The organism is Paraburkholderia sp. BL6665CI2N2 (assembly GCF_004366535.1).
Lineage (GTDB): Bacteria > Pseudomonadota > Gammaproteobacteria > Burkholderiales > Burkholderiaceae > Paraburkholderia.
In genome coordinates this window covers 128,011-153,941 of record NZ_SORC01000003.1, presented here as the reverse complement: position 1 = coordinate 153,941, position 25,931 = coordinate 128,011, and the positions used below count along the sequence as shown (strand labels likewise).

Sequence of the window (25,931 nt, the reverse complement as noted above, 5' to 3'; positions counted from 1 at the left end):
AATGGCAACAGGGGTCCCCGCCGCGCTGCGTCACACCGAAGGGCTTCAGTGTGCGCGGCCGTGTTTACGAGTACGGTGGGGGTTCGTTTTGCATTGCGGATCATCAGGTGGTGTTCGTAAACGAAAAGGACCAGCAGCTTTATCGCCAGCGAATCCACGATGATACCGACGTTGCGAGCGGCGAGCCCGTCGAACTCACGCACGGGGATCGCCGCTATGGCGACCTTCGCCATAGCCACGGCTTGATCGTCGCGGTGGAAGAAGAGTGCAGCACACATCGCATTGTCTCGATCGCACTCGCCGACGGTGCGCGAGAGGTGCTCGCGCAAGGGGCAGACTTCTACGCGGCGCCCTGCCTGAGTTTCAATGGTTCGCGGCTTGCATGGATCGAATGGTACCGCCCGCATCAGCCGTGGACCTCTACGCTATTGCGTAGCTGCGAGCGAGACGCGGATGGGGTCTGGTCCGCGCCCCGTACGCTGGCCGGCGGCGATCGCGTGGAGGCGTTACAGCAACCGCATTTCGATGCATGGGGCGCACTCCATTACCTGAGCGACCGCAGCGGCTTTTGGCGACCTTGGCAGCTGCAGGACGACGTGCTCGAAGCGCTGCCCGCGGCAGAAGCCGATCATGCTTCTGCACCGTGGCAGCTTGGCGAGCATAGCTGGATCGCACTTGACGACGGCTCTTTTCTTGGCGCGTGGATAAAGGATGGCTGGGGCATGCTCGCTCACATCGACGCTGACGGCACACGTCGCCCACTTGCCTCGAAATTTAGCCGCTTCCGCAGTCTCGCCGCCGGCAAGGAGTGCTTCTACTGCATCGCGGCTTCGCCTACTTGCCCCGCCGCCGTGCTGGCAATCGAACGCCGCGGGCATCAAGTGAAAGTGCTAGCCGAAGTCTCGCCGATGATGCCCGAAGAACGCATTCCGCAGCCAGAAGTCCTGCGGTTTCCGAGTGGCAGCAGTGAGGCGCATGCGTACTTCTACGCGTCGGAGTTTGCTCAAAGGTTGCCGCCAGTCATCGTATTCATTCACGGTGGCCCTACCTCCGCCTGCTATCCGGTGTTCGACTCCCGCATTGCGTACTGGACGCAACGAGGGTTTGCAGTCGTCAATCTGAACTATCGCGGGAGCACCGGATATGGCCGCGACTTTCGGGAGTCGCTCCGGGGGAGTTGGGGCATAATCGATGTCGACGACGCGTGCGAATCCGTCGCCCATCTCGCTGCGCAGCAGCGCATTGACCCCGCGCGTGCGTTCATCCGCGGCAGTAGTGCGGGTGGCTACACAGCGCTTTGTGCGCTCGCGTTTCGCAGAGTGTTCTGCGGCGGGGGTAGCCTGTACGGCGTCAGCGATCCACTCACGCTCGGCCGTCGGACGCACAAGTTCGAAGCCGATTATCTGGCCTGGCTGATCGGCGATGCGGTTGCTGACCGCGAGCGCTATCTGGCGCGCACGCCATTGCTGCATGCGCATCGGATCGAGGTGCCGGTGATCTTCTTTCAGGGCGAACTCGATGCCGTCGTGACGCCCGACCAGACGCGCAGCATGGTGGCTGCGTTAAAGGCGAACGGTGTGACCGTCCAGGCGCACTATTATGTCGATGAGCGCCACGGATTTCGAAAGGAAGTGAATCTCGCGCACGCGCTCCAGGCAGAATACGCGTTCTACCGTGGGATTCTCGGGCAAGCTGCGGAATTAACGGAATCTGTGCAGTCAAACCCTCAGGCCGGATCGTTCCAGCTTGGCAAGAGCTGAAGGTAACTGCAGGCTTTGTTGCGCAGCTTGTAGCGTCTAGACGGGGTCGCTGATGCGCGTGAACAGCACCCGGTAGCACCCGGTAGGCCTTGGGTTTCGTGTAATGAGGGTTGTCCTGCACTTATTCGGCCAAGTATCCAAAGGCGACGGGAAACTCACGAAAGACAGCGATGAACTGCTTGCCTTCTATGACTCCCTGCCGAACACCGGCAGCATTTGCGAACGACCAATCCCATTGAGTCGATCTTTGCCACCGCAGATGCTAGATCCAGTCCTGATGCGGGTCGCAGACGAATTTAGCCCCATCAGAGAACCCGCAACCAGTTGCAGTAGTCGAATGTCTACATTGGCAGATGCAAAACCAACAACAACGATAATTTTGCTTTCATAAGAATAAGCCCACCTCAGGGCAATCAAGGAGACAGTTGATGTTCGATTTTAAAGGCAAAGTTGCATTTATCACCGGGGGTGCATCGGGCATTGGTCTGGGCCAAGCTAAAGTCTTGGCGGAGCAGGCCGGTATGAAAGTGGTAATCGCCGACGTTCAAGCCAAGCATCTCGAAGAGGCAGCCGCTTATTTCAAGGACAAGGATGTACAGGTGCACATCATGCATCTCGATGTGACCGATCGCACAGCTTACGCCGCTGCCGCCCTGGAAGTGGAAAAGAAGTTTGGCCCGGTGCAGGTGCTGATGAACACCGCCGGCGTCAGCGCCCGTGGCCCGCTAGAGCTGGCCACCGCGGACGACTGGGACTGGCACATCGACGTCAATTTGCGCGGCGTGATCAACGGCATTCAGGCGTTTTTGCCACACATGATCGAGCACGGCGACGGCGGCCATATCGTCAATACGGCCTCGATCTCGTCGTTCTTTGTGATTCCCACCGCAGCCCTTTATAGCACCACCAAGTTTGCCATCCGTGGGCTGTCGGAGTCGCTGCGAATCGAACTAAGCCAGTTCGATATCGGAGTCTCCTGCCTTTGCCCGGGCTCGGTTAACACCAATTTCATGGAGGTGGGTGTCACCCGCACACAGAAATACGCGCAATCAGGCTTTGTCGAGGATGCTGAGGCTGTTGCCCGAGTCAAGGTTCACCTCGAGGCTGGTTTTGACCCTCTGGACCTGGCCGAGCGTACGCTGATGGGCATGAAGCGCAATGACCTGTGGATCTTCCCGTACCCGGAATACATCCCTTCGCTTGAGGCCAAGCACAAGCTGTTGATCGATTCCATTAACCAGTGGAAAGATGATCCGGCTTACGCCGTGCGCTTGCAGAAACGTGAGGAAATGGGTTTGGGCAAGCCTAAGCTGGACTAAAGGCTGTGGTGACTCGATCATTCCAAAAATAAGAGTGTGATGATGATGGGTAATGATGCTGACTTGAACTTTCCTGAAATGGGCTCGGATGGCTTCCCATTGACCTCATTGCCTCAGGAATTTTACATCTCTGAAAAATGGTTCGAACGAAATATCGCGCTGGTCTTCAGGCGTCGCAGGCTCTTTGCATGTCATATTTCCGAGATCGCCGAACCTGGCGACTTCACCACGTTCGAGCTGGCCAAGGATAGCGTCGTGGTTGCGCGTGATCGGCGCAGCCAGATCAATGCCTTTCCCAACGTCTGCCGACACCGGGGTAGCCGCCTATGTGAAACAGGCTAGGTTCATACCAGGTTGTTTGCGTGTCCATTCCATAATGAACTTACCCCAAGAAGTTGGACATCCTTTTTGGGGCGTTTTAGTGAAATACAGTGAGAGGAAGAAACTGTCGGCGATCATCTGTGCCAGGCGCGGGACAGGTTCGAAAATACTAAGGAGACACTGGTGATGAGAAGTTATACCTCAGTAGCAGTACTGGGATGCGGCTTGATTGGCGAGAGCTGGGCAGCGCTCTTTCTTGCACATGGTTACGACGTGCAGGCCTGGGACCCTTCGAAGGCAGTACTCGACGGTTTTCTTGGGCGGCTCGAACGGCCCTTGGCACAACTTGCTTCGCTTGGGTGTGACCCGGCCAGGCAGGGCCGTTTGTCGCTTACGCAGACGTTGGGCGAGGCGGTGCAGGGAGCCTGCCTGGTGCAAGAAAATGCACCTGAAAACATTGCGCTTAAGCGCGCCCTGTATGCCGATATTGAGGCCATCGTCGCGGTTGAAACAATCATTGCCTCGAGCACTTCGGCGCTTACTTGGTCGGACCTCTCTCCCGGGATGCGCCATCCCGAACGGTTGATTACCGCGCATCCGTTCAACCCGCCGCATCTGGTGCCATTAGTGGAGCTGTTCGGTATTGCAACAGTGGTGCTGGACAGCGCCGAGGCGATTTATCGCAGCGTCGGTCGCCGTCCGGTCCGGCTCAAGAAAGATGCGGTAGGGCATATTGCCAACCGGCTGGCCTCTGCGCTCTGGCGTGAGGCGGTGCATATTGTTGCCGAAGGCATTGCTGATGTCGCAGAGGTAGACGCTGCACTGGTCAGCGGTCCGGGGCTGCGCTGGTCAGTCACGGGTGCGCACATGACTTATCATTTAGGCGGAGGTCAGGGAGGCATCTCGCATTATCTGCATCACCTTGGGCCGAGCCAGGAGCGCCGCTGGGCGTCACTCGGTACGCCGGTGCTCAGCGAGACGGTTTGCCAATCGCTGATCAAGGGCGTGGAAGAGGCCGCCGCTGGCCGTTCAGTCAATGAGTTGGAGTCTCTGCGCGACAGTCTGTTGATCAAAGCCCTGCAGGGGCGAGGAGTGGCTGATGGCATCCACTGAGCCGGTACGTATTGCTCTGGTCCATGCCCTGGAGGAGTCGATTGGGCCTGCGCGCGAGGCTTTCGCGGAGGGCTGGCCGGAGGCCTTCTATTTCGATCTACTGGATACTTCGCTGGCGATCGACCTTGCGGTTGCAGGGCGGCTTGAACATTCAATGGTAACTCGTTTCGAAACCTTGGCCCTGTATTGCCTGGCGTATGCAGGGAAAGCCGGCAGTACGCAGGCCATTCTGTTTACCTGCTCGGCGTTTGGTCCGGCGATTGATGCGCTCAAGGCGGCGCTGCCGATTCCGGTGCTGCGTCCTAATGAAGCGGCTTTCGAGGCGGCGCTTGAATGGGGTGACCGAATTGGCTTGCTGGTCACTTATGCACCTTCTCTGGCCGCCCTGCGAGATGAATTGGTCAGTATGGGCAGGGCGCGAGGTCGCAGTATTGAGGTCACGGCGATTCTGGCGCAGGGTGCGCTCGACGCTCTCAAACGTGGGAAGGGTGAACTTCACGATCAACTCGCAGCCAGAGCGTGCGAAGGTTTGACAGCAGTCGATGCGTTGGTGCTGGGCCAGTTCTCGCTGGCGCGTGCTGCCAGCGCTGTGCGAGCAATGGTTTCGGTTCCGGTGCTGACCACGCCGGGGTGCGCCGTTCAGGCGTTGCGCGCGCGGGTAGAAGTTGCTCACGACAGCGCCTGAGTTGTCAGCCTTGTCCGTCAGCCCTGAGTGCGTGCACGGCCTGATGCTTGCTCAGCCGGTGCGAGCCGGTTAGTCGGTTGCTGGCTGGGTCGGCACCGATAGGGATCGCAGAGGTGGCGGCGGGGGACGGTCATTGCAGACGTTGACGCTGCGTTTGGTGTTGACGAATAAAAAGTCGTCGATCAACTTGCCTTCCTTTGACACGACCTGAGCGCGAACGCCTGCTGGGTATGGCCGCCGCAGATCTTCCTTATTGATGCTCGGCAGTATTTTTGCACCTGTTTCAGGTAGCCACCTTTGAACAGGGAGTTTCTCATTTCGATCAAACCCGGTTTGAGGTTGGCCTTCAGAACTTTCATTCAACTGGTTGCGCGTTTCAGTCCAGTGCAAGCCGGTGGTTAGTGAGCAACATCGGCAAACACGCGAAACTGAATGGATGGTTGCGGAAACTGATGGGTATTGATATGTCGATGTCTGCATTATTATCAGGAATGCAGATTGAAACGACGTGGCCGCTCATGACGCGATGCGCCATCGGACAACAGCCTGTACCCGCGATGACACCTAGCAGTATTGCCGCAGGTTGATCATCGTATATCACGCATCGGTACGATGCGCATCGCTTCGCAAAACCAGCGCGAGGATTTGCTCGCCTTCGCGTGCGTGCTGGACAGAAGCTCGATGCCATCCCACGCGCCACCGCTATCCCAGAGCATTTCGTGCGACAGATGTGTCTTTTACACCGCAAGCGAGAAACCTCCCTCGCGTTCCGGCAAGCGTGGAACCGGTTGCATGCCGCCATCGGCCGCGAGGAGTCCACGCTACTCGAACTCGGCCCGCTGCAGCCTAAGCAAATCTGATGCAAGGGGGCGTAGAAGGCCTCTTTTTGCTTCGCATTCCCATTCCGCAGCTGTGTGGGCAGGGTGATTCAGCTTGGCTGCGTAACGCAAAAAAACGTGGATTTTGAATCACACCAAGGAAATCGCTAATGCTAACCTACGCACGACTCGCACTAATTTTGACGTTCGCCAGCGCAGAATCCAAGAGCGCACGGGTCGCAGGGGAATACTCTCGGCTTCGTCTTGCAAGTGCCAGATACACATTCTCTTCCAATCCACTTACCGGACGGTATCGCAGAGCGCGTGACATGAGAAATTGCATCGACTCGGGCACAAGCACAAGCCCATATCCAGCGGATGCCATCGTGAGCGCACTGATGAAATCCTGAACACGAATCTCGGTCGCCACTGAAAACCCACCGGAAACGGCAAGTCGTTCTAATGTCAAGCTGAAGCCCTCGTCTTCCCTCAATTGTGGGGTAATGAACGTCTCATTCGCCAGATCACTGACATTTAGCTTAACTTTTGAGTTCAACGGATGATCCTCGGCGATCGCTACCATCAGTCGCTCATTATGAATGATGGTAGCACTCAGGCCGGATGGATATTTGCGTCTCGGTCTGAGGATCGCTAGGTCAATTTCCCCTGCAGCAAGTGCCTCTAGTTGACGCGGCGTGTCCATTCCCACCAGTTCGACCACGACGTCTGGATGTGTCGATCGAAAATCCTTCAGCATCCGGTTGACCAGACCACTACTTACGCCGGACGCGACCGAACCTATCCTGACGAAACCTAACTGACCGCGCGCCGCAAGGCGGCCGACCTGACCCACCCGCGTGACATGTTGCAACGCGGCCGTGGCTTCTTCGTACACCATGCGCCCCACTTCGGTCAAAGACACCGGCTGCCGCTTATTGCGATTCAGCAGCCGCGCCCCGACTTCCTTTTCAAGTTTTAGGACTTGCACGCTAAGGGCCGACTGCGCGATGCCCAGTTCGTCCGCGGCCTTGGCAAAGTGCAAATGATCCGCCAGCGCAACAAAGTATCGGAGCTGACGCGTGTCAGTCATTTAATCACCCTGATGCATTAAAGATTCGGTTTTTGAAGCTTTATCATATCAAACTATTCGTGTCCAATGAAGTCTTTCCAGACGCTGGGTGCCACCATGAACGCTCCTCTTTCCGCAACAGCCTTCGCGACCACAGTCGACAACTTCGAAGTTCGTAGGCACGAGACACATCATCGTATCCAGGTGATCGATATCGACGATAAGGCACTTCGCCTCTTTCTGGACGAAGCCCGTCACGTCGACGTTCAGAACCTCGACTACGTTCCCTTCATGCGGTTTTACCTGGGAGGGCTTCTCGCTAGACATGCAGGCGACACCTTCGCATCAACACTTCTCACTCTTGTCCGTGATCGACGGTTCGGAGGATTCACCGTAGGACTGAAGAATTTGACAGAAGATCCTGATGATTTCGTCCGGTTTGGCTCGGCCATCGGGCACCTTTTGGGACCGGCTAATCACGATGCGATGTCGGGAAATTATTACGCCCGCTTCCTCGTCAAACATACCGACGATAGCGACTCGTACCTCCGGCAGGCATACCGCCTCTTCACTCTTCATACTGACGGGACATTTGTTTCAGACGCCACTGACTGGCTGCTGATGATGAAGTTTGAAGAAAAAAACGCTGTCGGTGGGGAATCACGCTTCCTGCATCTCGACGACTGGAATGAGGTTGATCAGTTTGCCTATCATCGCCTCGGCTCCAAGCCGTTTCTCTATAAATCCCCTGGGTCGAAGAATGTCTCCGAAGTTATCGAGCGTCCTCTCTTCTTCCATGGAGAATTTGGTCTTTCAATGTCCTTCATCGATCAGTTTGTGCAGCCGACGAATCTCGAAGAAGCCCTCTTCTTGCGCGAACTGTCTAACTCGATGGAAGCGTCTGGAGGAACAAAGGAAGTCGCTTTGCCCGTCGGTGAACTTGTCGTTTTGAACAACTATTTTTATCTGCACGGTCGTGCACCATTTGAGCGTAATGAATCCCTTCACCGTGAGCTCATGCGGATACGCGGGATGCTGGTCTCTTAATACTTCAGCTTTGCTGCGCCGACGCTTGCGCGCCGTCGCGTATTTTTGGCAGGATCCCCATGAAGAGTACTGTTAAAGCTATCAACCCTCACGAGGCTGCAGATGCAAAAGCGCTCGCAAAAGCGGCCTATGAGGTACGAGCCGACCTTCCAAAACGTCTCCGCAGGGTTCTATCATTAAACGACTTCGAAAACGAAGCACGATCGCTTCTCCCGCGGCCGCTCTTTGGATACATTGCAGGTGCGGCGGAGGACTCCACGTCACTTACGGCAAACCGTCTCGCTTTCGCGCGCCATGAGTTTTGCCCGAAAGTGATGATCAATGTGTCACGGCGGTCGCAAAGTACGGATCTGTTCGGTCACAAGTACTCGTGCCCTTTTGGAATCGCTCCTGTTGGCATTAGTGCGATCTCGGCCTATCGTGGTGACATCGTTCTCGCAAGCGCGGCTCAAAAGTTGAACATCCCGGCCATCATGAGCGGATCTTCTCTCATTCGAATGGAGGAGGTTCATGATGCCGCGCCCGCGACGTGGTTTCAAGCGTATCTTCCCGGTGACAGCGGGCGTATCGATGCACTGATTGACCGCGTTGAGAGCGCGAAATTCTCAACACTCGTGATCACCGTTGACATTCCCGTGTGGGCGAACCGGGAGAACAACATCCGCACCGGATTTTCATTGCCGTTGCGCCCTAGCGTGCGTTTGGCGTTTGATGGCATCACTCATCCACGCTGGCTGTTCGGGACTTTCCTTCAGACCATGCTACGGCATGGGATGCCTCACTTCGAAAACTCCTTCTCGACGCGCGGAGCGCCAATGTTGTCAGCATCGGCGGTCCGCGATACAACCGGGCGTGATCACCTTTGCTGGGACAACATCGAGCGTATAAGGCGCCGATGGAAAGGAAGGTTAGTCCTTAAAGGCATCCTTCACCCGGATGATGCCAAAAGAGCGGCACTGTCGGGCGTCGACGGGATAATCGTATCGAATCACGGTGGTCGACAACTCGATGGTGCAGTTTCTCCACTGACCGTTCTGCCCCTCATCAAAGAAGCCGTTCAGGACAGCATCGTAGTGATGATGGACAGCGGTATCCGTCGCGGAAGTGATGTCTTGAAAGCGTTAGCGCTCGGCGCTGCGTTTGTGTTCCTCGGGCGGCCCTTCATGTATGCCGCCGCTGTCGCTGGTGAATCAGGTGTCAGACACGCGATCACGCTACTTCGCGACGAGGTCGATAGAAACATGGCGATGGTTGGTGCAACTTCCGTTGAAGACCTCACGGCTTCGATCCTCGTATGACCGGATGCAGACGGATGTTCGGTGCGACCGTCGAATTTGCGAGGCGCTTGGGCAAGACACCGATCACCGTGAGAAATTCCCCGGGTTTCGTGGTGAACCGGATTCTGGTGCCCACGATTAACGAAGCGATTTTTGCACTGCACGAAGGTCTGGCCGGTGTACAGGAGATCGACGCCGGAATGAAACTGGGTGCGAATCATCCTATCGGGCCGTGGAGTAGCCCCTTGATTCTCAGGACACACGGCATCTCTTAAAATAGGAGATAGTCTTGTGACTAGTTTCAAGCCTAGGCAAATCGTGGAAAGCATTGAAGTTCTGACCGAACCGGAGCGCCGTCGTCGGCGTTCGGTACAAGAGAAAGTGGCCATCGTGCAGGAAACCTTGGAGCCGGGAGCAACGGTTTCAGCGGTAGCCCGACGACACGAGGTGAACCCAAACCAGGTGCTTGCGTGGCGCAAGCAATATCAGGACGGCAGCCTGGCGGCGGTGAAAGCTGGAGAAACCGTGGTGCCAGCCTCGCAGTTAGCCACAGCGATGAAGGAAATCCGCGAACTGCAGCGTCTCTTGGCAAGAAGACGCAGGAGGTGGAAATCCTGAAAGAAGCAGCCGAATATGGCCGCTCAAAAAAACTGGATTGCGCGCTCGCCCTTACTGCCCGGGGACGACCGATGAAAACGGTCTGCGATGTTCTCGGCGTGGCGCGCTCTGCTTTGGCAGTCAGAAGAGCCCGCTTCCCGGACTGGGAGGATGGTCGCCGCGCCCGGCATACCGACGACGCCGAACTGGTCGCTGCAATCCACTAGCATGTGGCAGTCTTGCCGACGAATGGGTATCGGAGAGTCTGGCCACTGCTGGGACGTAGTCACGAAATGGCTGGCGCGCCATGCGTGAACGCCAAGCGGATCTATCGCGTCATGCGCGACCATCAGTTGCTGCTGCGACGTCCTGGCCAGCGTCGCGATTCCCGCCGGCATGATGGCGCATAGCCGTTTGTTCGCTGGTGCTCAGACGGCTTCCAGTTCCGTTGTGACGATGGCTCGCCGTTGCGCGTGACGTTCGCGTTGGATTGCCATGACCGGGAAGCCATCAGTTGGGCCGCAACTACTGGCGGCCATAACGGCGACGTTGTGCGTGATGTGATGCTCGCAGCAGTCGAGCAACGCTTCGGCACGACTCGGACAGATGCGCCCATCAAATGGCTCTCGGACAACGGCTCGGCTCACATCGACCATCGCACGCGCAGCTTTGCTCGCGAGTTGGGTCTGGAGCCGTTGACTACGCCTGTTCGTTCGCCGCAAATTAAGGCGTACGTTTCATATTGCACCTTGTCCTGTTCATTGCGCATCGATAAGCCTCGGCGGCGTCGAACGATAGCGCCCTGCGGCTTGCGACCAGAAGGTGCCGGCAGGAAACCCGCTGAACGATTATCGAAATACGAACAAACGCCGACCGACTCCGACAGAATTGCGATCGCTAGGAACTGCCGCCCGGCGCCAAGCGTACCCTTTCGCCGATTGCTGTACATCTTCTCATTCGAGCATGGCTCGAGCATCTTTCGCCGAAACGTCTGAATGTCGCCTGACAACTGGGGAGCGAGGCTAGGCTATTTCAATTGTATAGGCCCTCGACTAGCGTCTCTACCAATTGACGGTTTTTTTTTGTTGGCTTACTGTTCTAAAAATGTAAGTGTTCCCGCTTCGGACATTTTTGTGTATGAAAAGCTGGTGACGCCAAATACTGTATAGGCTATAGAAGGATGGTCAGCGCTGAGACATTTTTCATGCTCTGATAATTAATTAGAATTAATCGACTAAATATTGGATTACGAAGTACATGCCATGTCACAACAAGATAGGCTGTTAAATCTCTCTGAGAAAGATATTCTCCTGTTGAAAATTTTTGAATCTGTTGTACGAGCTGGCGGGTACACGGCGGCAGAAGCTTGTCTTAACAAAAGCAAATCGGCAATTAGCATACATATCTCAACGCTCGAAGCGCGGCTTGGAAAAACACTTTGCCACCGAGGGCGTTCGGGTTTTTCATTAACCCCGGAGGGCGAGCAGATATATAAGATCTGCCAAGATTTATTTTCGGATCTTAACGGGTATCGCGAACGTCTCAATCACGTGTCGTCGCTTGTCGGCGGAGTTCTCAGGGTTGCCTTGGACGATACCATCTATGGTCATTTCCCGGTACTCGAAAATGTTTTTGAGAAGATTAATAATGGGGCGACTACTAAATTTCTTGAAGTATATTTCACCTCGCCGGAGCGGGTCCTGAAGATGCTTGCGGATGGAGAGGCGGATATTGGTATAGGTGCGGTGCCACGGGAGATTCCGGAAACTAAAGCTTATTTGTTATACGAAGAGTCTTTGGCCCTATATTGTGGTGCAAAGCATCCTCTTTTTCATAAAAACGAGGATGAAATTACTGACAGTGAACTCGCGAAATGCGAAGGGGTCGATTTCTGGGCTTATCAGGATTCAGAATTTGAAGCGGCGATGAATTCATTCAGCGTGACGGCTAGATCTGGACAGGCTATGGCTAGGCTTCTGTTGGTGCTTTCGGGAAAGTGGGTCACGCTGCTGCCAAGAGATTTTGCTGCGGAATGGGTGGCCTCTGGACGCCTGAGGGAAATTCGTCGAGTCAAAATTGCTTCCAAGCAGAAATATTATGCAGTGGTTCGGAGCGAGATAGCTTCGAATACTTTGTGTAAGCAGATGGTGCACGAGCTAAAGCGAGCTTTTGTCACTGACGTTCATTGTCGTGTGCTAGCCTCCTCCTAGCGTGCATTACTTGGCCTGCTGATATTGTTGTTGGGCAAGCAAATCACAGGCGATCAGGTCCATTGTCGTCGCTATCTCGGGTGACAAAGTGGTGTGCACCACTCGTTTGTTGGGGCTACTGTGTCCAGTTTGGCCTTATCGGTCTAGCAGGCTGCGGAAATACAGGCCGACTTTACTGAGCCATGAGCTTGATCAGAATTTTCAGCGGGGGATTTCTCATAGTTTGGAATATGAACCGGTTGATTTCAGTTTTTGGACCTGTTTATGACGTTCTCTTGCGCGTTTTTGGTTCACTGCGGCTGCAACGGACGGAGTTGTCGCAAGGTGCGCATGCGCACGAGGTTGTACGCGGCCATCGTCAGCACGAACATCTGATCGACCTTCTTCACGCCGCGCACCATCACCTGGCGCATACCGCCGATGCTCTTGGCCTAGCCGAAACCCTGTTCGATGAGCTTGCGCTTTTGCTGGGAAACCGCGTAGCCCGCACTCTGGGCGATTGATTCAGGCACCGCCGACTGGCGACCTGACTTGTTTTGCGCCACGTGAGGGGTGACTTTCATGGCCTTGCAGGCCTCGATGAACTCTGCCGCGTCATAGCCTTTGTCTGCCCCCAGCGTGATCTCGCGTGTCGGGTCGCCAAGCGCTTGACGGGCATCGTCGATCATCACTTTGGCCGCTTCGCGCTCGGCATAGCCATCGGCCAGCGTCACCACGGCGCTGGCGATCAGCCCATGGCGGTTGTCACTCAACGTGTGGCCCATGTAGCGTAGCTCGCTTGCCGTTTTGCCCTTACGATACAGCCGCGAATCCGGGTCGCTCGTCGATTCATGCGTCTCATTGCTGCGCGTCTCGCCCTTGAAGCTCCCACCGTCTTCGGGGTCCTGATCATCGTCGCGGCGCACAAAGCTTTTATGGCCGGCCCATGCTTGAATTAACGTGCCATCGACGCTGAAGTGCTCACCGGAAAGCCAGCACTTCTTCTCGGCAATGCCCACAACCTCGTTGAAGACTCGATGACCGCGTCATGCTTGATCAGGCGCTCGCGGTTCTTGGTGAAGACGGTGGGCACCCATACGGCATCGTCCATCGACAGCCCGATAAACCAACGAAACAGCAGGTTATATTGAACCTGCTCCATCAACTGGCGCTCCGAGCGAACGCTATAGAGCACCTGCAACAGCATCGCGCGCAGCAGCTTCTCCGGGGCAATGCTGGGCCGCCCACCTTTGATATCAGCCTCGTACATGCCGGCAAACAAGCGATCCATCTTGGCCAAAGCTGCGTTGGCCATCTTGCGAATCGAGCGCAGCGGATGATCGGCTGGAACAAAGTCCTCCAGCTTACGCAATGTGAACAAGTTCTCGGTAAAGGTATCGGCGCCGCGCATCGCTTCTCACAGTTGTGGGGTCTTTACTAACAACGTTTGAACTGACCTTTTGGGTGACTTCGGGGTGAGGTATTTCGGCAGCCTGCTAGTCATACTGTGTCATATAATTGGTTGCGCGCTCTATTGCCGTGCAGGAAGAGAGAGCCATCGTTGCATGAGCCTTAGTCCAAGCAGGATGCGCAACGTAGTTATGGAATCAGGAACGTGACGTTGAGCGCGCTGGACTGCCCCGGGGGATGTAATCCGGGGGAAGGGAAGGCAGCGCGCGTTCAACGAAGTTTTTTTTATCGCGTCCGTCTGATTGCATTCTGAGTCGCTGAGCCATCAGAAACCCATACGCAGCGATACTCAGTGTGGCGTGGTGGTGAAAGCCGCGCCAGCCACGCCCTTCGTAATGAGTCGGCCTTGCAGAAGTTCATGAGGCCTCGCCTGGCTTGGCGATGCAGCTAGTTGGCGGGTAATAGAACTCCCAGAACGAATATCGATCTGATAAAAATTCTGGGAGTTTTGGAGTGGTCGCCAATGAGCACGCCTGATTTCTTTCGTAGCCGTCTGGACGCGATGATTGATTTACGTCACCCGCTTGCCGTGTTGGCAACGAAGATGTCGTGGGCTTCAATCGAAGCGACGCTTGGTCCCCTGTTCGAGCGGCGCTCACGCGATGGACGGGTAAGCGAAGGGCTTGACCTGTTTGGCTCGAACTCGCTGGAATTTGCCGGTGGCGTCAGTGCGGCTGGACGTCCGCGCTTGCCTATGCGGCTGATGGTGGGTCTGCTGTACCTGAAGCACGCCTACAACGAGAGTGACGAAACCGTGTGCGAGCGCTGGGCGCAGGACGTGTACTTCCAGTTCTTCTGTGGCGAGGAGTATTTCCAGCCGCGTCTGCCGTGCGACCCGACCAACCTGGTGCGCTTTCGGCAGGCGCTGGGCGAAGCCGGTGTCGAGGAGCTGCTCGCGGCGACGATCGCGGCTGCGGTGCAGATGAAGGCGGTGACGCCGGTCGAATTCGAGCGCGTGATTGTCGACACCACGGTGCAAGAGAAGGCGATTGCGTATCCGACCGACAGCCGTCTGCTGGAGGTGGCGCGGGCCAGACTCGTTCAGTTGGCGCAACGCGCCGGGTTGGCGTTGAAGCAAACTTACGAGCGTGAGGGCAAGCGGCTGCGGCGCCGCGCAGGCGGCTATGCCCATGCGAAGCAGTTCAAGCGCCTGCGTCGTGTACTCAAACGTCAGCGCACAGTATTGGGACGGTTGCTGCGCGATATCGAACGCAAGCTCTCCGGAGCTTCGGACGAACGGCAGGCACAACTGCGCGTCTGGCTTGAGCGGGCCTGGCGCATTTGCCGCCAACGTCCAAAGGACAAGAACAAGCTCTACGCACTGCATGCGCCTGAAGTTGAATGCATTGGGAAAGGAAAGGCACGCCAGCCCTACGAGTTCGGCGTCAAGGTGAGCCTCGCGATCACGGAGAAACACGGGTTGATCGTCGGTGCCCGGGCGTTCCCCGGCAACCCCTATGACGGCCATACGCTTGCCGAGCAACTCGAACAGAGCTCCATTCTGCTGCAGGATCTGCCCGGTACACCGCAGCCGAAGACCATATTGGTCGATCTCGGGTTTCGCGGCGTCGACGCGGAATTATCGTCAGTACACCTGATTCATCGCGGCAAACACAAGACGCTGACCAGCACGCAGCGTCGCTGGCTCAAGCGACGACAGGCGATTGAACCGATCATCGGCCATGTGAAGCACGACCACGGTATGCGTCGTTGCTGGCTCAAAGGGCAAACCGGCGATGCGCTGCATGCCGTGCTGTGCGCCACGGGCTACAATCTGCGCTGGCTGTTGCGTGCGATTGTTCGCCTGGGTCTGCGGCCCATCTTTTTTATCCTCGCCTGGCTCCATTGGATCGTCAAAGTCCCGTCGCATCCGCTGCTTGCGCACCGGCAATGCTTCCGGCCGCTTAGCCTGCCCGCTCCGACAAAATGTCCCATCGGCGTCGTGCATCAAGCAAACTGAATTTTGCAGGTCCGACTAATGACCCAGTCCGAACTCCTGCTTCAGATCCTGGTAGTCGCGCTCGATGCGCCAGCGCATCTTGGTTACGAACACAAGCTGTTCAAGTGTCGCCTCCCCGGGGGCAGTCGTGAGAAAGTACTTGAGCGGCTCCGTATCGCCATCGGGCCATTCAACGAGCAGCCATTCTTCGTCACGAACGGTACTTCGCTCATTGTCGCGATGTGCGGGACGAACCCGTACGGCGGCAAAGCGGGAGGAAAGTGCTGCGTTGCTGCCTTCCCGCCAGGTGACGGTGTGCCAGGCGTTCACGGGTAATTGCATGGCCAGCTCCTTTACCGCGATCGGTTCGTGGCCGGGCCCACGGCGCAACAATGTCGGTGGCTTGCCGCGCCCGCTCCAGGGCCCGGGCGGAAGCGGCGCCGTACCTGGCGCCCACACAGAGGTGCCCGGCCGGATCCCTACCGCGTACAACAAACCCAGTTCAGTTACGCCCTCCCGGAAGGCGGTTTCGTCGCCGTAACCAGCATCGGCCAGCACGATGCCCGGCGCAACGCCGGATGCTATCGCCTCGCGAAGTTGGGCCAGCGCAATCTGGGGCTTCGTCTGAAAAGCCAGATCGTCGGGAATGCCGGCGCGACAGGCACGCTCCCGGTCGTCAATCCATTCCTTGGGGACATACAGCTGCGAGGCAATCGGCAGGCTGCCGCGTTGCGTCGCGATCGACAGGCTCACTGCGACCTGACAGTTGTCCTGTTTGCCGAGCTGGCCACAATACTGACGTGCCACCCCGACCGAATGACGTCCCTGCTTTGGAAAACCGGTGTCGTCAATAATCCAGTAATAGCCGCTTTCTTCAGCGGCGTGCGCGTCTAACGCGGGCATCACCCATTCGCGTATCCGCTGCAGGACCGCACGGTCTGACCAGTCAGCCTTGGCCACAAAATGATGGAGTGACTGGTGCTTTGCACTCGCGTGAAGCGGGTCAATATGCGCGGCCATTGGCTCGACGCTCTTGCGTGACAACGGCAACACCAGACCTGAACAGTAACCCTTGAGGCCGGCATGACGATCGGCGTGACCCAGCACTTGCGTCAGATGGTTAAGATACGAATCAAATTCGTCGACATCTTCTCTCATCGCGATCACCCGGGGTTTGTATTATTCAATAGTACCAGGTATCATTCCATCGCCAATATTGTTTATGATACAGTCAGACTAGGCGGTACGCGAGCAACGCTTACGTTGAAGCGAGCCCTTGTAACTGCGTGGACTTTTGCGCGATCAGCTTCTTCTCTCGGCACTGGGCCCCGTGTTGTCGTATGGACGGTCATAGACCGTCAGGCCCGTTCCCGCCGGTATAGCCGGGTTCAGACTCGAGGCCTGTACAATAACTATCCCAGCGCTCGATTTGTCCATTTGTAATCAGATAGGACGCGGCCATAGGTCGTTCGATGTGGTAACCAAGCTGTTTTGACTGGGCAATCCAAATCCAAGTATGAAATATGATGGGCCCTTTCGCCACTACCACCGGAAACCGGAAATCTGAAATCTCGCCATGGGCAGTTTGGCGCTCGATTTCCTGAGCATACATATCCAGGACCTGCTCTCGCCCGTGTACGACGTGCTCACCGCGCCAACCTGTGCGAACGGTAACGTCAGGGGCAAAGAAATGGCCAAGTCTGTTAATGTCGAAAGGAAGTGTTTTCCAACACAGCCAGAAATTATTTAGCATCGCCAAATTACTACGCTCTTGCTCGGTCAACTCGTCGTTTACCCAAATTTGCTTCTCGCTGGAATCACTCGGGGTGGTAAGGTTTGTAACGGTATCCTCCAGATCCTGGCGCTGTACCATGGATATTTGATGTGGAGTCCTTACTTGCATGTTGAATCTCCGCGGTAGATTTCATATGACATGGTGCCGAATTCTGTACGTGAGCGAGTCGAGGATCGTTACCAGTTGAGTAAAATACAGTTTTGAAAATATACAGCTATAGGCTGTTGTCACTCTCTATATACTTCCGTTTTCGTTACTTGCAGTATATCTTCGCGCATCAAATTTTTGTTGCGCGATGTAGCATCCCATGACGCTGCCATCCATCAACCATAGCGAGACAAACCATGGCGATGCGTAAGCGGGAAGACTGTCCCGAAGTGTTTCCAAACGCAGCGGGCATCGATATAGGTGGTTCGAGCCACTGGGTAGCGGTACCCAGGACCGCGGACGATAAGCCGGTGCGGGAATTCGGCACGATGACCGACGATCTGAACGCGATGGCCGACTGGCTGCTGGCGTGCGGTGTCGATACGGTGGCACTCGAATCGACCGGAGCCTACGGGACCGGTATACGAGGTGCTGGAGCGGCGCGGGCTGGCGGTGTGGCTGGTCGACGCGCGGCAGATGAAGTACGTGCCTGGCCGCAAAAGCGATGTGCTCGACTGCCAGTGGCTGCAGAAGCTGATGAGCCTAGGGCTGCTGCGGGCGGCCTGGCGCCCCGGCGACGAGGTCTGCGTGGTGCGTGCGGTGGCGCGCCAGCGCGAGGTGCTGCTTACCGAGCAGGGCAGCTGGGTACAGCGCATGCAGAAGACGCTGGTGCAGATGAATATCCAGCTCAGCGAGGTGCTGAGCGACATCATGGGGGCGACGGGACAGGCGATCATCCGCGCGATCGTCGCGGGCGAACGCGATCCGAAGGTTCTGGCCCGCTACCGTCACGGCCGGATCAGGCGCAGTGCCGACGATATCGCCCGCGCATTGACAGGCAACTGGCGCGAAGAGCACCTGTTCGTGCTGAAGCAGGCGCTATAGATGTACGACGACATCGCCCGTCACCTTGGCGAATGCGATGCCCGCCTGCAGACGCTCGTGGACGAGAGTGGCCGCCACCACGTTGACATGGGTACCGGGCCGAGGGCCGGCACCAGGCTGCGAGGCAACTTCGACCAGCGGCAGCGACTCGCCGAGTGGGCGGGTGTCGATCTCACGCGCATCAACGGCCTGGGTGTGTCCACCGTCCTGACACTGCTGTCCGAGATCGGCCCGGACCTGAGCCGCTTTGCCAGCGTGAAGCATTTCTGTTCCTGGCTGGGGCTGACGCCAGGCACGAAGATCAGCGGCGGCAAGGTATTGTCCTCAGGCACGAAACGCTCGGCCAACCGGGCGCGGCAAGCGCTCAAGATGGCGGCCATGACCCTTTCCCATAGCGACTCTGCGCTGGGCGCTTTTTACCGCCGGCTGTGTGCCCGGATGGACAAGCCACGCGCCAACACCGCAGTGGCGCACAAGCTCGCGCGCATGGTGTATTCATGCTGACACGCGGCGAGGCCTTCGTCGACCAGGGACAGCAGCGTTACGAGGAGCAGCAACGCCAACGAAGTATCGCTGCCCTCAAACGTCGCGCCGCCAGGCTGGGGTTCCGCATTGGATCTGTTCCGGCGACAACGTAAGAGCTACCCGACATTGGAGCCGATGCTGAATCGGGCTTGGTGCACAGCACTCACTACACCGCGGCCAACGAGTCTGATGTGGCGCACACCCATGAGGTGCTGCACGGGCAGGAGGATGACGTCTTTCTCGATGCGGGCTACACCGGCGTACACAAGCGCGGAGAGATTCTAAAGGCGCAGGCAGAGGGTGCCGTCAAGACGGATGTGCGGTGGTCGGTGGCCATGAAGCGCTCCAGGCTCAAGGGCATTGCCGAAGGGCCGCTGAAGCAATTGACGCAGGCTTTGGAAAAGGTCAAGGCGCAAGTCCGTGCCCGGGTTGAACATCCGTATCACGTGGTGAAGAATCTGTTCAGGCACAAGAAGGCTCGCTACCGTGGATTGGCCAAAAATGGTGCGCAGTGCGGCACGTTGTTTGCGCTGGCCGATCTGGTGATTGCAAAGAAAGCGTTGCTGCAATCAATGGATAACTCCGTCTGCAAGGCGGCATGAGGCACGAACACCGGGGTAAAAGCGCCGGAAAATGAAAATATCGAGCTGGCAAGTCGTCAAATCTGCCGTTGGATGACGAAAAAAATCGGCATCACTCCGGCAACGCTGCGCGCTGACGCTTTGTTCAGCGGTTCCTTAGCGGTCACGGTTTCAGTGTGGCAAGAGCGATTGGATCTGGCGCAGTCGATGCGGGAAAGCCCTTATCCTAGGTCGTCGCGTTGCTAAATTCAACATTCGAATTTGCATAACGAAGTCTCCGAGGATCGCGCGTAGCCTAAACAAATATAACGTAGGTCCGTTTTCAACGTGACAGGAGCGGAACACAATGGCAAACGTCAGTACTGAGCTGCGAGCTGGATGTCTTTTTACGGAAGATTCCGAGGATGCGATTCGGGATGCCATCTCGGTCGTCCGAGCAGGCGATTCTCTGAATCCATCTGCATGGCCAAATGGTGCTCGAGTAGCGGTCGCTATCACGTTCGACGTGGATCACGAATTTCCGGTATCCAAATTGGATCCCGCGATACTTTCGTTGGGCCAGTACGGCGCGACAACCGCGTTACCGAGAATCCTGACGCTGCTGAAGAAGCACGAAGTTCCCGCGACCTTTTTTGTTCCGGGAATGGTGCAGAGGATCCATCCCACGACTGTGCCCGAGATTCTGTCTGACGGTCGTCATGAGGTCGGTCTCCATGGCTGGGTTCATGAGCGGGCTCCCGATCTTCGAGACCGGGAAGAAGAGTCTAGGATGATCTCTCGAGCTATCGAGGTGCTGACCGAAGCGGCGGGCGGGGTCAGGCCTGTCGGTTATCGCGCGCCTAATGCGGCTATCAGTGAGCACACGCTGGAATTGCTCGAAGAACATGGTGTGCACTACGACAGCACTTTATCCGGGCGGGACGAGCCTCACGAGCTTGTTCTGCGGGGCAGGAAGTCTTCGCTTGTGGAGATCCCGATGTCTTGGGAAGGCACCGATTATCTTTTCCTGCACAACGACGAATTTTGGCAAGGTTCTCTGCCTTGGCCGACGGCTGTATTGGATGTTTATAAGAGCGATTTTGATGTTGCATACAATGAGGGCACGATTTTCAATCTTGTATTGCACCCCCAAGTCATCGGGCGGCGATCGAGGCTTGTCATTTTGGATCAATTGATTAGTTATATAAAATCAAGGAATGATGTCTGGTTCGCGACGCTTGGTCAAGTGGCTGAGTACGTGAGCAATAAATGATCTGATCTGTATGAGTCTATCTGATCTGCGATAGCGTGATGATAAATTTGATTGAGGCTTGGAATGAATGTTAAAGCAGAGATGGATGCTGTTCTGTATCCGGAGACTGGACCCGATGGGTTACCGTTGACGCCATTAACGCAAGAATTCTACAGCTCGGAATTGTGGTATGAGCGGGATATTGAACGAGTGTTTAGTCGCAGATGGCTCTTTGTGTGTCATATTTCGGAGTTGCCAAATTCCGGAGATTACACGACTTTCGAGTTGGGAAAAATCAGCATCATCGTATCCCGCGGGCAGACCGGTGAAGTCCATGCCTTCCACAACGTGTGTCGGCATAAGGGAACGCGTCTGCGTGAATCGGGTAAAGGTAATGCGCGTGTATTTACATGCCAATTTCATGCGTGGTCATACAACACTGACGGCACACTTCGCCTAGCTCCCCACATGCCTGATCTTGATAAGGCATGTTATAACGCGAAGAGTGTTTGGAGCGAAGTTTGGAATGGCATGATTTTCATTAATCTTCAAACCGAAAAGCCGAAATCGGTCGCTGATTACCTTCAGAATGCTGATTTCCGTGGACACCGCTTGGAGAGCGCCAAGGTTATTGCCGAAAAGGATTATGTAACCAAGGCTAACTGGAAGATAAATGGCGAAACTTTCCAGGAGTGCTATCACTGCGCAATTGTTCACAAGGCCACGCTCGGGAACATTATCAATCCCATTACGACTTATACGGCTTATGACGATGTGGCGCCGGGGGTCGGGAACGATAGGGAGTATATGATTTTTTCGGACAACTTGACCGACGGGCAATTTGCTCCGGGTGTTAAGACCGAGACCATGGATGGTCAATTCGTGACGAAGCGGCTGATGGGTGATGGCCCGGAGCCGCAGGCGGCCAAATTATTGTCTTGGTTCCCGAATTTTTCCGTTGGTGCTTGGCCGGACTTTGCTGTTGTTGTTGACTGGATTCCGGTCTCGGCGCAGGAGACGCTTTTCAGGACCCGATGGCTGGTTCATGCCGATGCCGTTGAGGGGGTCGATTATGACGTTGATACGGTCATTGAGCTTACTGATCTGACCAATATTGAAGACAAGAAAATCGTTGAGCTTCAACAGCAGGGCGTGAATTCGCCCGCTTATGTTCCCGGCCCTTATCAAATCCCTCTCGAGGATGATGCGCGAAAATATATTGCGCATTATCTCACCATGGTAAAAGAGGTTAGCACGTGGTCACGATGACGCTCTTTGATAATGGTACTATCAGGGCTCGAATTGATTCTGATGGGGCCAAATAGCATCTGTGGCATTGCGGTCCCATGTAAATTTTATTTTGCGTACTTTTAATTTATGAAACCACTGAATCACCTTGGTAAAGCAATTACATCGGCGGACTGGCTTGATGTACCGACGAACCGGATTGCGTTTCGTAAAATTGAAGACGTGTTGCCGATCGCGAAAATTGATAATGGGCTGTCGTCGCAAAAGAATTTTGAGCAACGCTTGATCCCGTCGGAATTCTTGAGTTTTCAAGATTCCACGGGCGTGTTTAGTATTGAGAAATTCCTCGAAGATACTTATACCGATGGTTTTTTGATTTTGCATAGCGGAAAAATCGCATACGAATGGTATACCCCGACACAATCCAATAGCGATAGGCATATAGTATTTTCGGTGACCAAATCGGTGGTGGGGTCGCTAGTTGGGGTCCTTATTGATCAGGGAAAGATCGATCCGTCGGAATTTGTGCCTCACTACGTGCCGGAGTTGCGGGGCACGGCATTTGATCAAGTCCGTGTTCAGCATCTGCTTGACATGACTGTGAGCCTTGACTTCACGGAGTCTTATCTCGACCCGAGTGGCGCGTATGCCCGTTACCGGCGTTCGGTTGGTTGGAGCGGTTCTGAGATCGATTCGACGCATTCGGGTATGCACGCATTTTTGACAGAAATTCCGCTAAAAAACCAGCCTCATGGAAGCTGCTTTGATTATCTTTCGCCAAACTCGGATGTTTTAGGCTGGGTTTGCGAACGAGCAGCTAATGGCTCATTGGCCGCTTTGTTGTCTTCGCACATCTGGCAGCCTCTTCAGGCTGAGTCTAGTGCTTACATTACGGTAGATAGCCTTGGAGCGCCTCGAGCGGCGGGTGGTTTTGGATGCACTCTGCGGGATATGGCACGATTCGGCGAGTGTATGCGTAATGACGGAAACATTGATGGGCGCCAGATCATTCCCGCTTCGTGGATTGAGCGCACCATACAACGAACCGACAGTCAGGCTTGGAAGGCTGGCGCCATGGCGGATTGGATTCCGGGTGGTGGGTATAAAAATCAGTGGTGGCTGACCAATAATAAAAATAATGCCTATTTCGCAGCGGGAATTTACGGACACTGGATCTATATTGACCCGACGCGAGGCGTTGTAATAGTAAAGCAGACGTCGCGGCCCGAAGGGCCAGCAACTAAGGAAATGTTTCAGTACGAGCTTGGGCTTTACGGAAAATTGGCTGAGATCTTTCGCTAATCACACATGTCGTCAGATTACTTTGGCCGGTTGCAATGAAATCGAGTAAGTAATTCGGTTTTTATTTAGATTGGTTACGTGCGATTAAGAAAATTACTTTCTCGCTAGATAAGTAATCCTAAAGTTACCTGAAGTCTAATATTTTAATGGATGTGGCTGATGACTGAATTCAAAGCTAAAAGTGCAGTGATTATCGGCGGGGAAACTGGCATTGGTCGTGCATCCGCTGAAGCCCTGGCGAAGTCTGGTCTGTCAGTAACTATCGCTGGGATCATCGCTGCAAAAGGTCATGAAACTGCTGAGGTAATCAATGCTCGTGGCGGTGACGCGATTTTCGTGCATCTGGATGTTCGCGATTCCAAAAAGGTCACAGAGGTGGTGCAGCAAGGGCGAGCGGAAGGGCACGATATTCTGGTCTATTCTGCAGGGGTTTTTGATAATCTTGCTGGTTGCACTGATACTTCCGAAGAGCTTTGGAATCAACTGATGGATATTAATCTAAAGGGTTGTTTCCTTGCCAATAAGGCTGCGCTTGAAATCATGGTCAAGCGTGGCTGGGGACGAATCGTCAATATTGGATCTATTGCTTCATTCAATGCAAGTGCTGATGGATTTCCGTATACCGTGTCCAAGCACGGCATGGTCGGGCTGACTAAGCACATTGCGCGCCGATATGGAAAGGATGGCATCACTGCAAATTGCGTATGCCCCGGCATCATTGAAACGGATATCGTTTCCAATACGAAAAATATTATTGGGAACTGTGTTCCCGCGCTGTCGCAGGACATCATGAATGGAGATGGATGGAAAAAATGGGTTCCGGTTGGTCGCCAGGGCACGGTCGGCGAAGTTGGTGATCTGGTGGCCTACCTCGCAGGAGGAAGTGCTGGATACATAACCGGCCAATCACTTGTAATTGATGGCGGCTGGTTGACGGCATAAATGATTCGACCATTGACTTGTCATTTGCTGGATTGTCTTTAATAAAGCAAATATTTAAAAATTTGACTGGTCAAGTAGTAAATCGATATTTATAGCGCAATTTATTCGAAAATCAACTGTGGTTGATCTGGGAGCAGATTTAAATGCGTAAGTTATCCCGTTTCTACATTGACGGTCACTGGGTCACCCCTCTGACCGGGTCGGAATCGAAAGTGTTCGATGTCTACAGTCCAGTAACGGAGCAGCTTTCTGGGCAAGTATTGCTTGGCAGTTCGGGCGATGTCGACAACGCTGTTCGTGCTGCCAAAAAGGCGCTTGAGAGTTTTTCCGCCACTTCGAAGCTTGAGCGGATCGAATTGTTGCGGCGAATTGCAGAAGAGTATCGGAGACGACATGACGACTTTAGCGAAGCAGTGGCGGAAGAAATCGGATGTCCGCCTTGGCTGGCCAAGGATGGGCAATTTACTTTGCCAGAAATGCACCTGAAAGCAGGCATTGATTTACTGGATTCCTATCAGTTCGAGCACACGCAAGGTACCACTTTAATCCGGCAACAACCGGTTGGTGTATGCGGTCTGATTACGCCGTGGAACTGGCCGATTCTGCAAATCATGATCAAGCTCGCGCCGGCTCTTGCGACGGGCTGTACAGTGGTATGGAAGCCCTCGGAGTACTCGCCTTTTTCGGCGCAGATTCTGGCGGAGGTTCTGGACGCGGCTGCTGTTCCGCCTGGTGTCTTCAATATGGTATTCGGTGACGGTAGCTGCGTGGGCCACGCCATCAGCTCGCATGCGGACGTGGCGATGGTGTCTGTCACGGGTTCTACCAGGGCCGGTATTGAAGTTGCCCGTCAGGCTGCCCTTACGGTCAAGCGAGTTCATCAAGAACTGGGCGGAAAGGGGCCAAACATCCTCCTGGAAGACGCTGATTTCGAGACGGCAATTACGTCGGGTGTGCAATATGTCATGCTGAACTCGGGACAGAATTGCACGTCGCCAACGAGGCTGCTGGTTCCTAGAAGTCGCCTGGACGAGGCGGAAGCCATCGCAATGAAAGTGGCTAAGGGAATGAAGGTTGGGCCTCCGGAGGCTGAGGCAATGATTGGTCCTGTGGCGAACAAGCAGCAGTGGGAGCGTGTGCAGCATATGATCCAGCGAGGAATCGACGAGGGAGCGAGGCTGGTATTAGGCGGCACTGGGCGGCCGGAAGGCGTGGAGCGGGGGTATTTCGTTAGGCCAACAATTTTTAGTGATGTGAGCAATCAGATGGCCATCGCTCAGGAGGAAATTTTTGGCCCGGTGCTATCCATCATTCCATATGACTCGGTTGAGGACGCAATCTCGATGGCTAATGATAGTGAATTCGGGCTTGCTGCGTATGTGCATTCCGCGCGCCATGATGCTGCGATGCAGGTCGCGAGCCGAATTGTGTCCGGCCAGATCTACATTAACGGAGATATGAATCTGTTGGACGTCACGGTACCGTTTGGGGGCCGGAAGATGTCGGGGAATGGCAAGGAATTTGGTGCAGCGGGATTTGAGGCCTTTACGGAAAGTGTTGCATACCTCGGATTTCGCACCGCAAGTTGAACAGCCTATCGCTGTTCTCGTGAAGTAGAAAGCGTTGGAGGATTGATCTGCCGGTGGTCAATTATTTGCCGCTGTCGCGGAT

Annotated in this window: 17 protein-coding genes and 8 pseudogenes; 20 read left to right on the top strand and 5 right to left on the bottom strand. The window is 55.2% G+C overall.

All coding sequences use genetic code 11. From position 1 onward, the window contains the following. Positions 1-107: 107 nt before the first annotated feature. The 7 genes and pseudogenes from B0G81_RS42140 (at position 108) to B0G81_RS44085 (ending at position 5,785) form a co-directional block, all read left to right on the top strand. Complete coding sequence (locus B0G81_RS42140; RefSeq protein WP_243856924.1) at positions 108-1,760, top strand: S9 family peptidase; 1,653 nt, start codon at positions 108-110, stop codon at positions 1,758-1,760. 122 nt (positions 1,761-1,882) lie between these two features. Beyond that, positions 1,883-2,015: pseudogene (locus B0G81_RS44090) on the top strand (transposase); the annotation flags it as partial. A 173-nt stretch (positions 2,016-2,188) separates the two neighbouring features. Beyond that, complete coding sequence (locus B0G81_RS42135) at positions 2,189-3,079, top strand: SDR family NAD(P)-dependent oxidoreductase (protein WP_120298557.1); 891 nt, start codon at positions 2,189-2,191, stop codon at positions 3,077-3,079. Between the two features lie 39 nt (positions 3,080-3,118). After that, the gene (locus B0G81_RS42130) at positions 3,119-3,421 is read left to right on the top strand and encodes a Rieske 2Fe-2S domain-containing protein (RefSeq protein WP_120298558.1); all 303 of its coding nucleotides are present in this window, start codon (positions 3,119-3,121) and stop codon (positions 3,419-3,421) included. A 165-nt stretch (positions 3,422-3,586) separates the two neighbouring features. Next, complete coding sequence (locus tag B0G81_RS42125) at positions 3,587-4,513, top strand: 3-hydroxyacyl-CoA dehydrogenase NAD-binding domain-containing protein (RefSeq protein WP_120298559.1); 927 nt, start codon at positions 3,587-3,589, stop codon at positions 4,511-4,513. Beyond that, a complete protein-coding gene (locus tag B0G81_RS42120) occupies positions 4,500-5,198 on the top strand; it encodes an aspartate/glutamate racemase family protein (protein ID WP_134143964.1) in 699 nt (232 codons plus the stop codon). The genes B0G81_RS42125 and B0G81_RS42120 overlap by 14 nt, the downstream gene beginning before the upstream one ends. A 401-nt stretch (positions 5,199-5,599) precedes the next feature. Continuing rightward, the gene (locus B0G81_RS44085) at positions 5,600-5,785 is read left to right on the top strand and encodes a hypothetical protein (RefSeq protein ID WP_166679214.1); all 186 of its coding nucleotides are present in this window, start codon (positions 5,600-5,602) and stop codon (positions 5,783-5,785) included. 409 nt (positions 5,786-6,194) lie between these two features. Here the strand turns inward: B0G81_RS44085 and B0G81_RS42110 are convergent, their stop codons facing one another. Next, complete coding sequence (locus tag B0G81_RS42110; RefSeq protein ID WP_134143963.1) at positions 6,195-7,106, bottom strand: LysR substrate-binding domain-containing protein; 912 nt, start codon at positions 7,104-7,106, stop codon at positions 6,195-6,197. 66 nt (positions 7,107-7,172) lie between these two features. Between B0G81_RS42110 and glaH the strand changes: the two genes are divergently transcribed. From glaH to B0G81_RS42085, 5 genes and pseudogenes are all read left to right on the top strand, one after another. Continuing rightward, the gene (gene glaH, locus B0G81_RS42105; RefSeq protein ID WP_243856923.1) at positions 7,173-8,132 is read left to right on the top strand and encodes a glutarate dioxygenase GlaH; all 960 of its coding nucleotides are present in this window, start codon (positions 7,173-7,175) and stop codon (positions 8,130-8,132) included. Positions 8,133-8,191: 59 nt separating this feature from the next. Next, positions 8,192-9,430 carry an alpha-hydroxy acid oxidase gene (locus B0G81_RS42100; protein WP_120298562.1) on the top strand — a complete coding sequence of 413 codons (1,239 nt, stop codon included), beginning with the start codon at positions 8,192-8,194 and terminating at the stop codon, positions 9,428-9,430. A gap of 23 nt (positions 9,431-9,453) precedes the next feature. Beyond that, positions 9,454-9,642, top strand: a pseudogene (locus tag B0G81_RS42095) (3-hydroxyacyl-CoA dehydrogenase family protein); the annotation flags it as partial. A gap of 94 nt (positions 9,643-9,736) precedes the next feature. After that, positions 9,737-10,728 (top strand): annotated as a pseudogene (locus tag B0G81_RS42090) (IS3 family transposase); the annotation flags it as partial. A gap of 540 nt (positions 10,729-11,268) precedes the next feature. Beyond that, entirely contained in the window at positions 11,269-12,216 is a 948-nt protein-coding gene (locus B0G81_RS42085; protein WP_120298563.1) for a LysR family transcriptional regulator, read from the top strand. 290 nt (positions 12,217-12,506) lie between these two features. Here B0G81_RS42085 and B0G81_RS42080 read toward each other — a convergent pair. Continuing rightward, positions 12,507-13,606: pseudogene (locus tag B0G81_RS42080) on the bottom strand (IS5 family transposase). 196 nt (positions 13,607-13,802) lie between these two features. Next, a pseudogene (locus B0G81_RS45275) lies at positions 13,803-14,003 on the bottom strand (IS701 family transposase); the annotation flags it as partial. A gap of 125 nt (positions 14,004-14,128) precedes the next feature. Between B0G81_RS45275 and B0G81_RS42070 the strand changes: the two are divergent. Beyond that, positions 14,129-15,625 carry an IS5 family transposase gene (locus B0G81_RS42070; RefSeq protein WP_243856640.1) on the top strand — a complete coding sequence of 499 codons (1,497 nt, stop codon included), beginning with the start codon at positions 14,129-14,131 and terminating at the stop codon, positions 15,623-15,625. 18 nt (positions 15,626-15,643) lie between these two features. Here B0G81_RS42070 and B0G81_RS42065 read toward each other — a convergent pair. After that, positions 15,644-16,762 (bottom strand): annotated as a pseudogene (locus tag B0G81_RS42065) (IS701 family transposase); the annotation flags it as partial. A 190-nt stretch (positions 16,763-16,952) separates the two neighbouring features. Beyond that, positions 16,953-17,507 carry a hypothetical protein gene (locus B0G81_RS42060; RefSeq protein ID WP_134143962.1) on the bottom strand — a complete coding sequence of 185 codons (555 nt, stop codon included), beginning with the start codon at positions 17,505-17,507 and terminating at the stop codon, positions 16,953-16,955. 236 nt (positions 17,508-17,743) lie between these two features. Between B0G81_RS42060 and B0G81_RS42055 the strand changes: the two are divergent. From B0G81_RS42055 to B0G81_RS42025, 7 genes and pseudogenes are all read left to right on the top strand, one after another. After that, positions 17,744-19,069 (top strand): annotated as a pseudogene (locus B0G81_RS42055) (IS110 family transposase). Between the two features lie 12 nt (positions 19,070-19,081). After that, a pseudogene (locus B0G81_RS42050) lies at positions 19,082-19,558 on the top strand (transposase); the annotation flags it as partial. A gap of 325 nt (positions 19,559-19,883) precedes the next feature. Next, complete coding sequence (locus B0G81_RS42045) at positions 19,884-20,789, top strand: polysaccharide deacetylase (protein ID WP_120298567.1); 906 nt, start codon at positions 19,884-19,886, stop codon at positions 20,787-20,789. Positions 20,790-20,852: 63 nt separating this feature from the next. Beyond that, positions 20,853-22,037 carry an aromatic ring-hydroxylating dioxygenase subunit alpha gene (locus tag B0G81_RS42040; protein ID WP_120298568.1) on the top strand — a complete coding sequence of 395 codons (1,185 nt, stop codon included), beginning with the start codon at positions 20,853-20,855 and terminating at the stop codon, positions 22,035-22,037. A 108-nt stretch (positions 22,038-22,145) separates the two neighbouring features. After that, a complete protein-coding gene (locus tag B0G81_RS42035) occupies positions 22,146-23,318 on the top strand; it encodes a serine hydrolase (protein WP_134143961.1) in 1,173 nt (390 codons plus the stop codon). A gap of 159 nt (positions 23,319-23,477) precedes the next feature. After that, the gene (locus tag B0G81_RS42030; protein WP_166679213.1) at positions 23,478-24,260 is read left to right on the top strand and encodes an SDR family NAD(P)-dependent oxidoreductase; all 783 of its coding nucleotides are present in this window, start codon (positions 23,478-23,480) and stop codon (positions 24,258-24,260) included. A gap of 143 nt (positions 24,261-24,403) precedes the next feature. Next, positions 24,404-25,849, top strand: coding sequence for an aldehyde dehydrogenase family protein (locus tag B0G81_RS42025; RefSeq protein ID WP_134143960.1), 1,446 nt, complete (start codon positions 24,404-24,406; stop codon positions 25,847-25,849). Positions 25,850-25,931: the final 82 nt, after the last annotated feature.

Coding starts and splice junctions, on each gene's coding strand:
- B0G81_RS42135 (WP_120298557.1), top strand. CDS start 2,189: ATGTTCGATTTTAAAGGCAAAGTTGCATTTATCACCGGGGGTGCATCG.
- B0G81_RS42130 (WP_120298558.1), top strand. CDS start 3,119: ATGATGATGGGTAATGATGCTGACTTGAACTTTCCTGAAATGGGCTCG.
- B0G81_RS42125 (WP_120298559.1), top strand. CDS start 3,587: ATGAGAAGTTATACCTCAGTAGCAGTACTGGGATGCGGCTTGATTGGC.
- B0G81_RS42120 (WP_134143964.1), top strand. CDS start 4,500: ATGGCATCCACTGAGCCGGTACGTATTGCTCTGGTCCATGCCCTGGAG.
- B0G81_RS42110 (WP_134143963.1), bottom strand. CDS start 7,106: ATGACTGACACGCGTCAGCTCCGATACTTTGTTGCGCTGGCGGATCAT.
- glaH (WP_243856923.1), top strand. CDS start 7,173: ATGAAGTCTTTCCAGACGCTGGGTGCCACCATGAACGCTCCTCTTTCC.
- B0G81_RS42100 (WP_120298562.1), top strand. CDS start 8,192: ATGAAGAGTACTGTTAAAGCTATCAACCCTCACGAGGCTGCAGATGCA.
- B0G81_RS42085 (WP_120298563.1), top strand. CDS start 11,269: ATGTCACAACAAGATAGGCTGTTAAATCTCTCTGAGAAAGATATTCTC.
- B0G81_RS42070 (WP_243856640.1), top strand. CDS start 14,129: ATGAGCACGCCTGATTTCTTTCGTAGCCGTCTGGACGCGATGATTGAT.
- B0G81_RS42060 (WP_134143962.1), bottom strand. CDS start 17,507: ATGCAAGTAAGGACTCCACATCAAATATCCATGGTACAGCGCCAGGAT.
- B0G81_RS42045 (WP_120298567.1), top strand. CDS start 19,884: ATGGCAAACGTCAGTACTGAGCTGCGAGCTGGATGTCTTTTTACGGAA.
- B0G81_RS42040 (WP_120298568.1), top strand. CDS start 20,853: ATGAATGTTAAAGCAGAGATGGATGCTGTTCTGTATCCGGAGACTGGA.
- B0G81_RS42035 (WP_134143961.1), top strand. CDS start 22,146: ATGAAACCACTGAATCACCTTGGTAAAGCAATTACATCGGCGGACTGG.
- B0G81_RS42030 (WP_166679213.1), top strand. CDS start 23,478: ATGACTGAATTCAAAGCTAAAAGTGCAGTGATTATCGGCGGGGAAACT.
- B0G81_RS42025 (WP_134143960.1), top strand. CDS start 24,404: ATGCGTAAGTTATCCCGTTTCTACATTGACGGTCACTGGGTCACCCCT.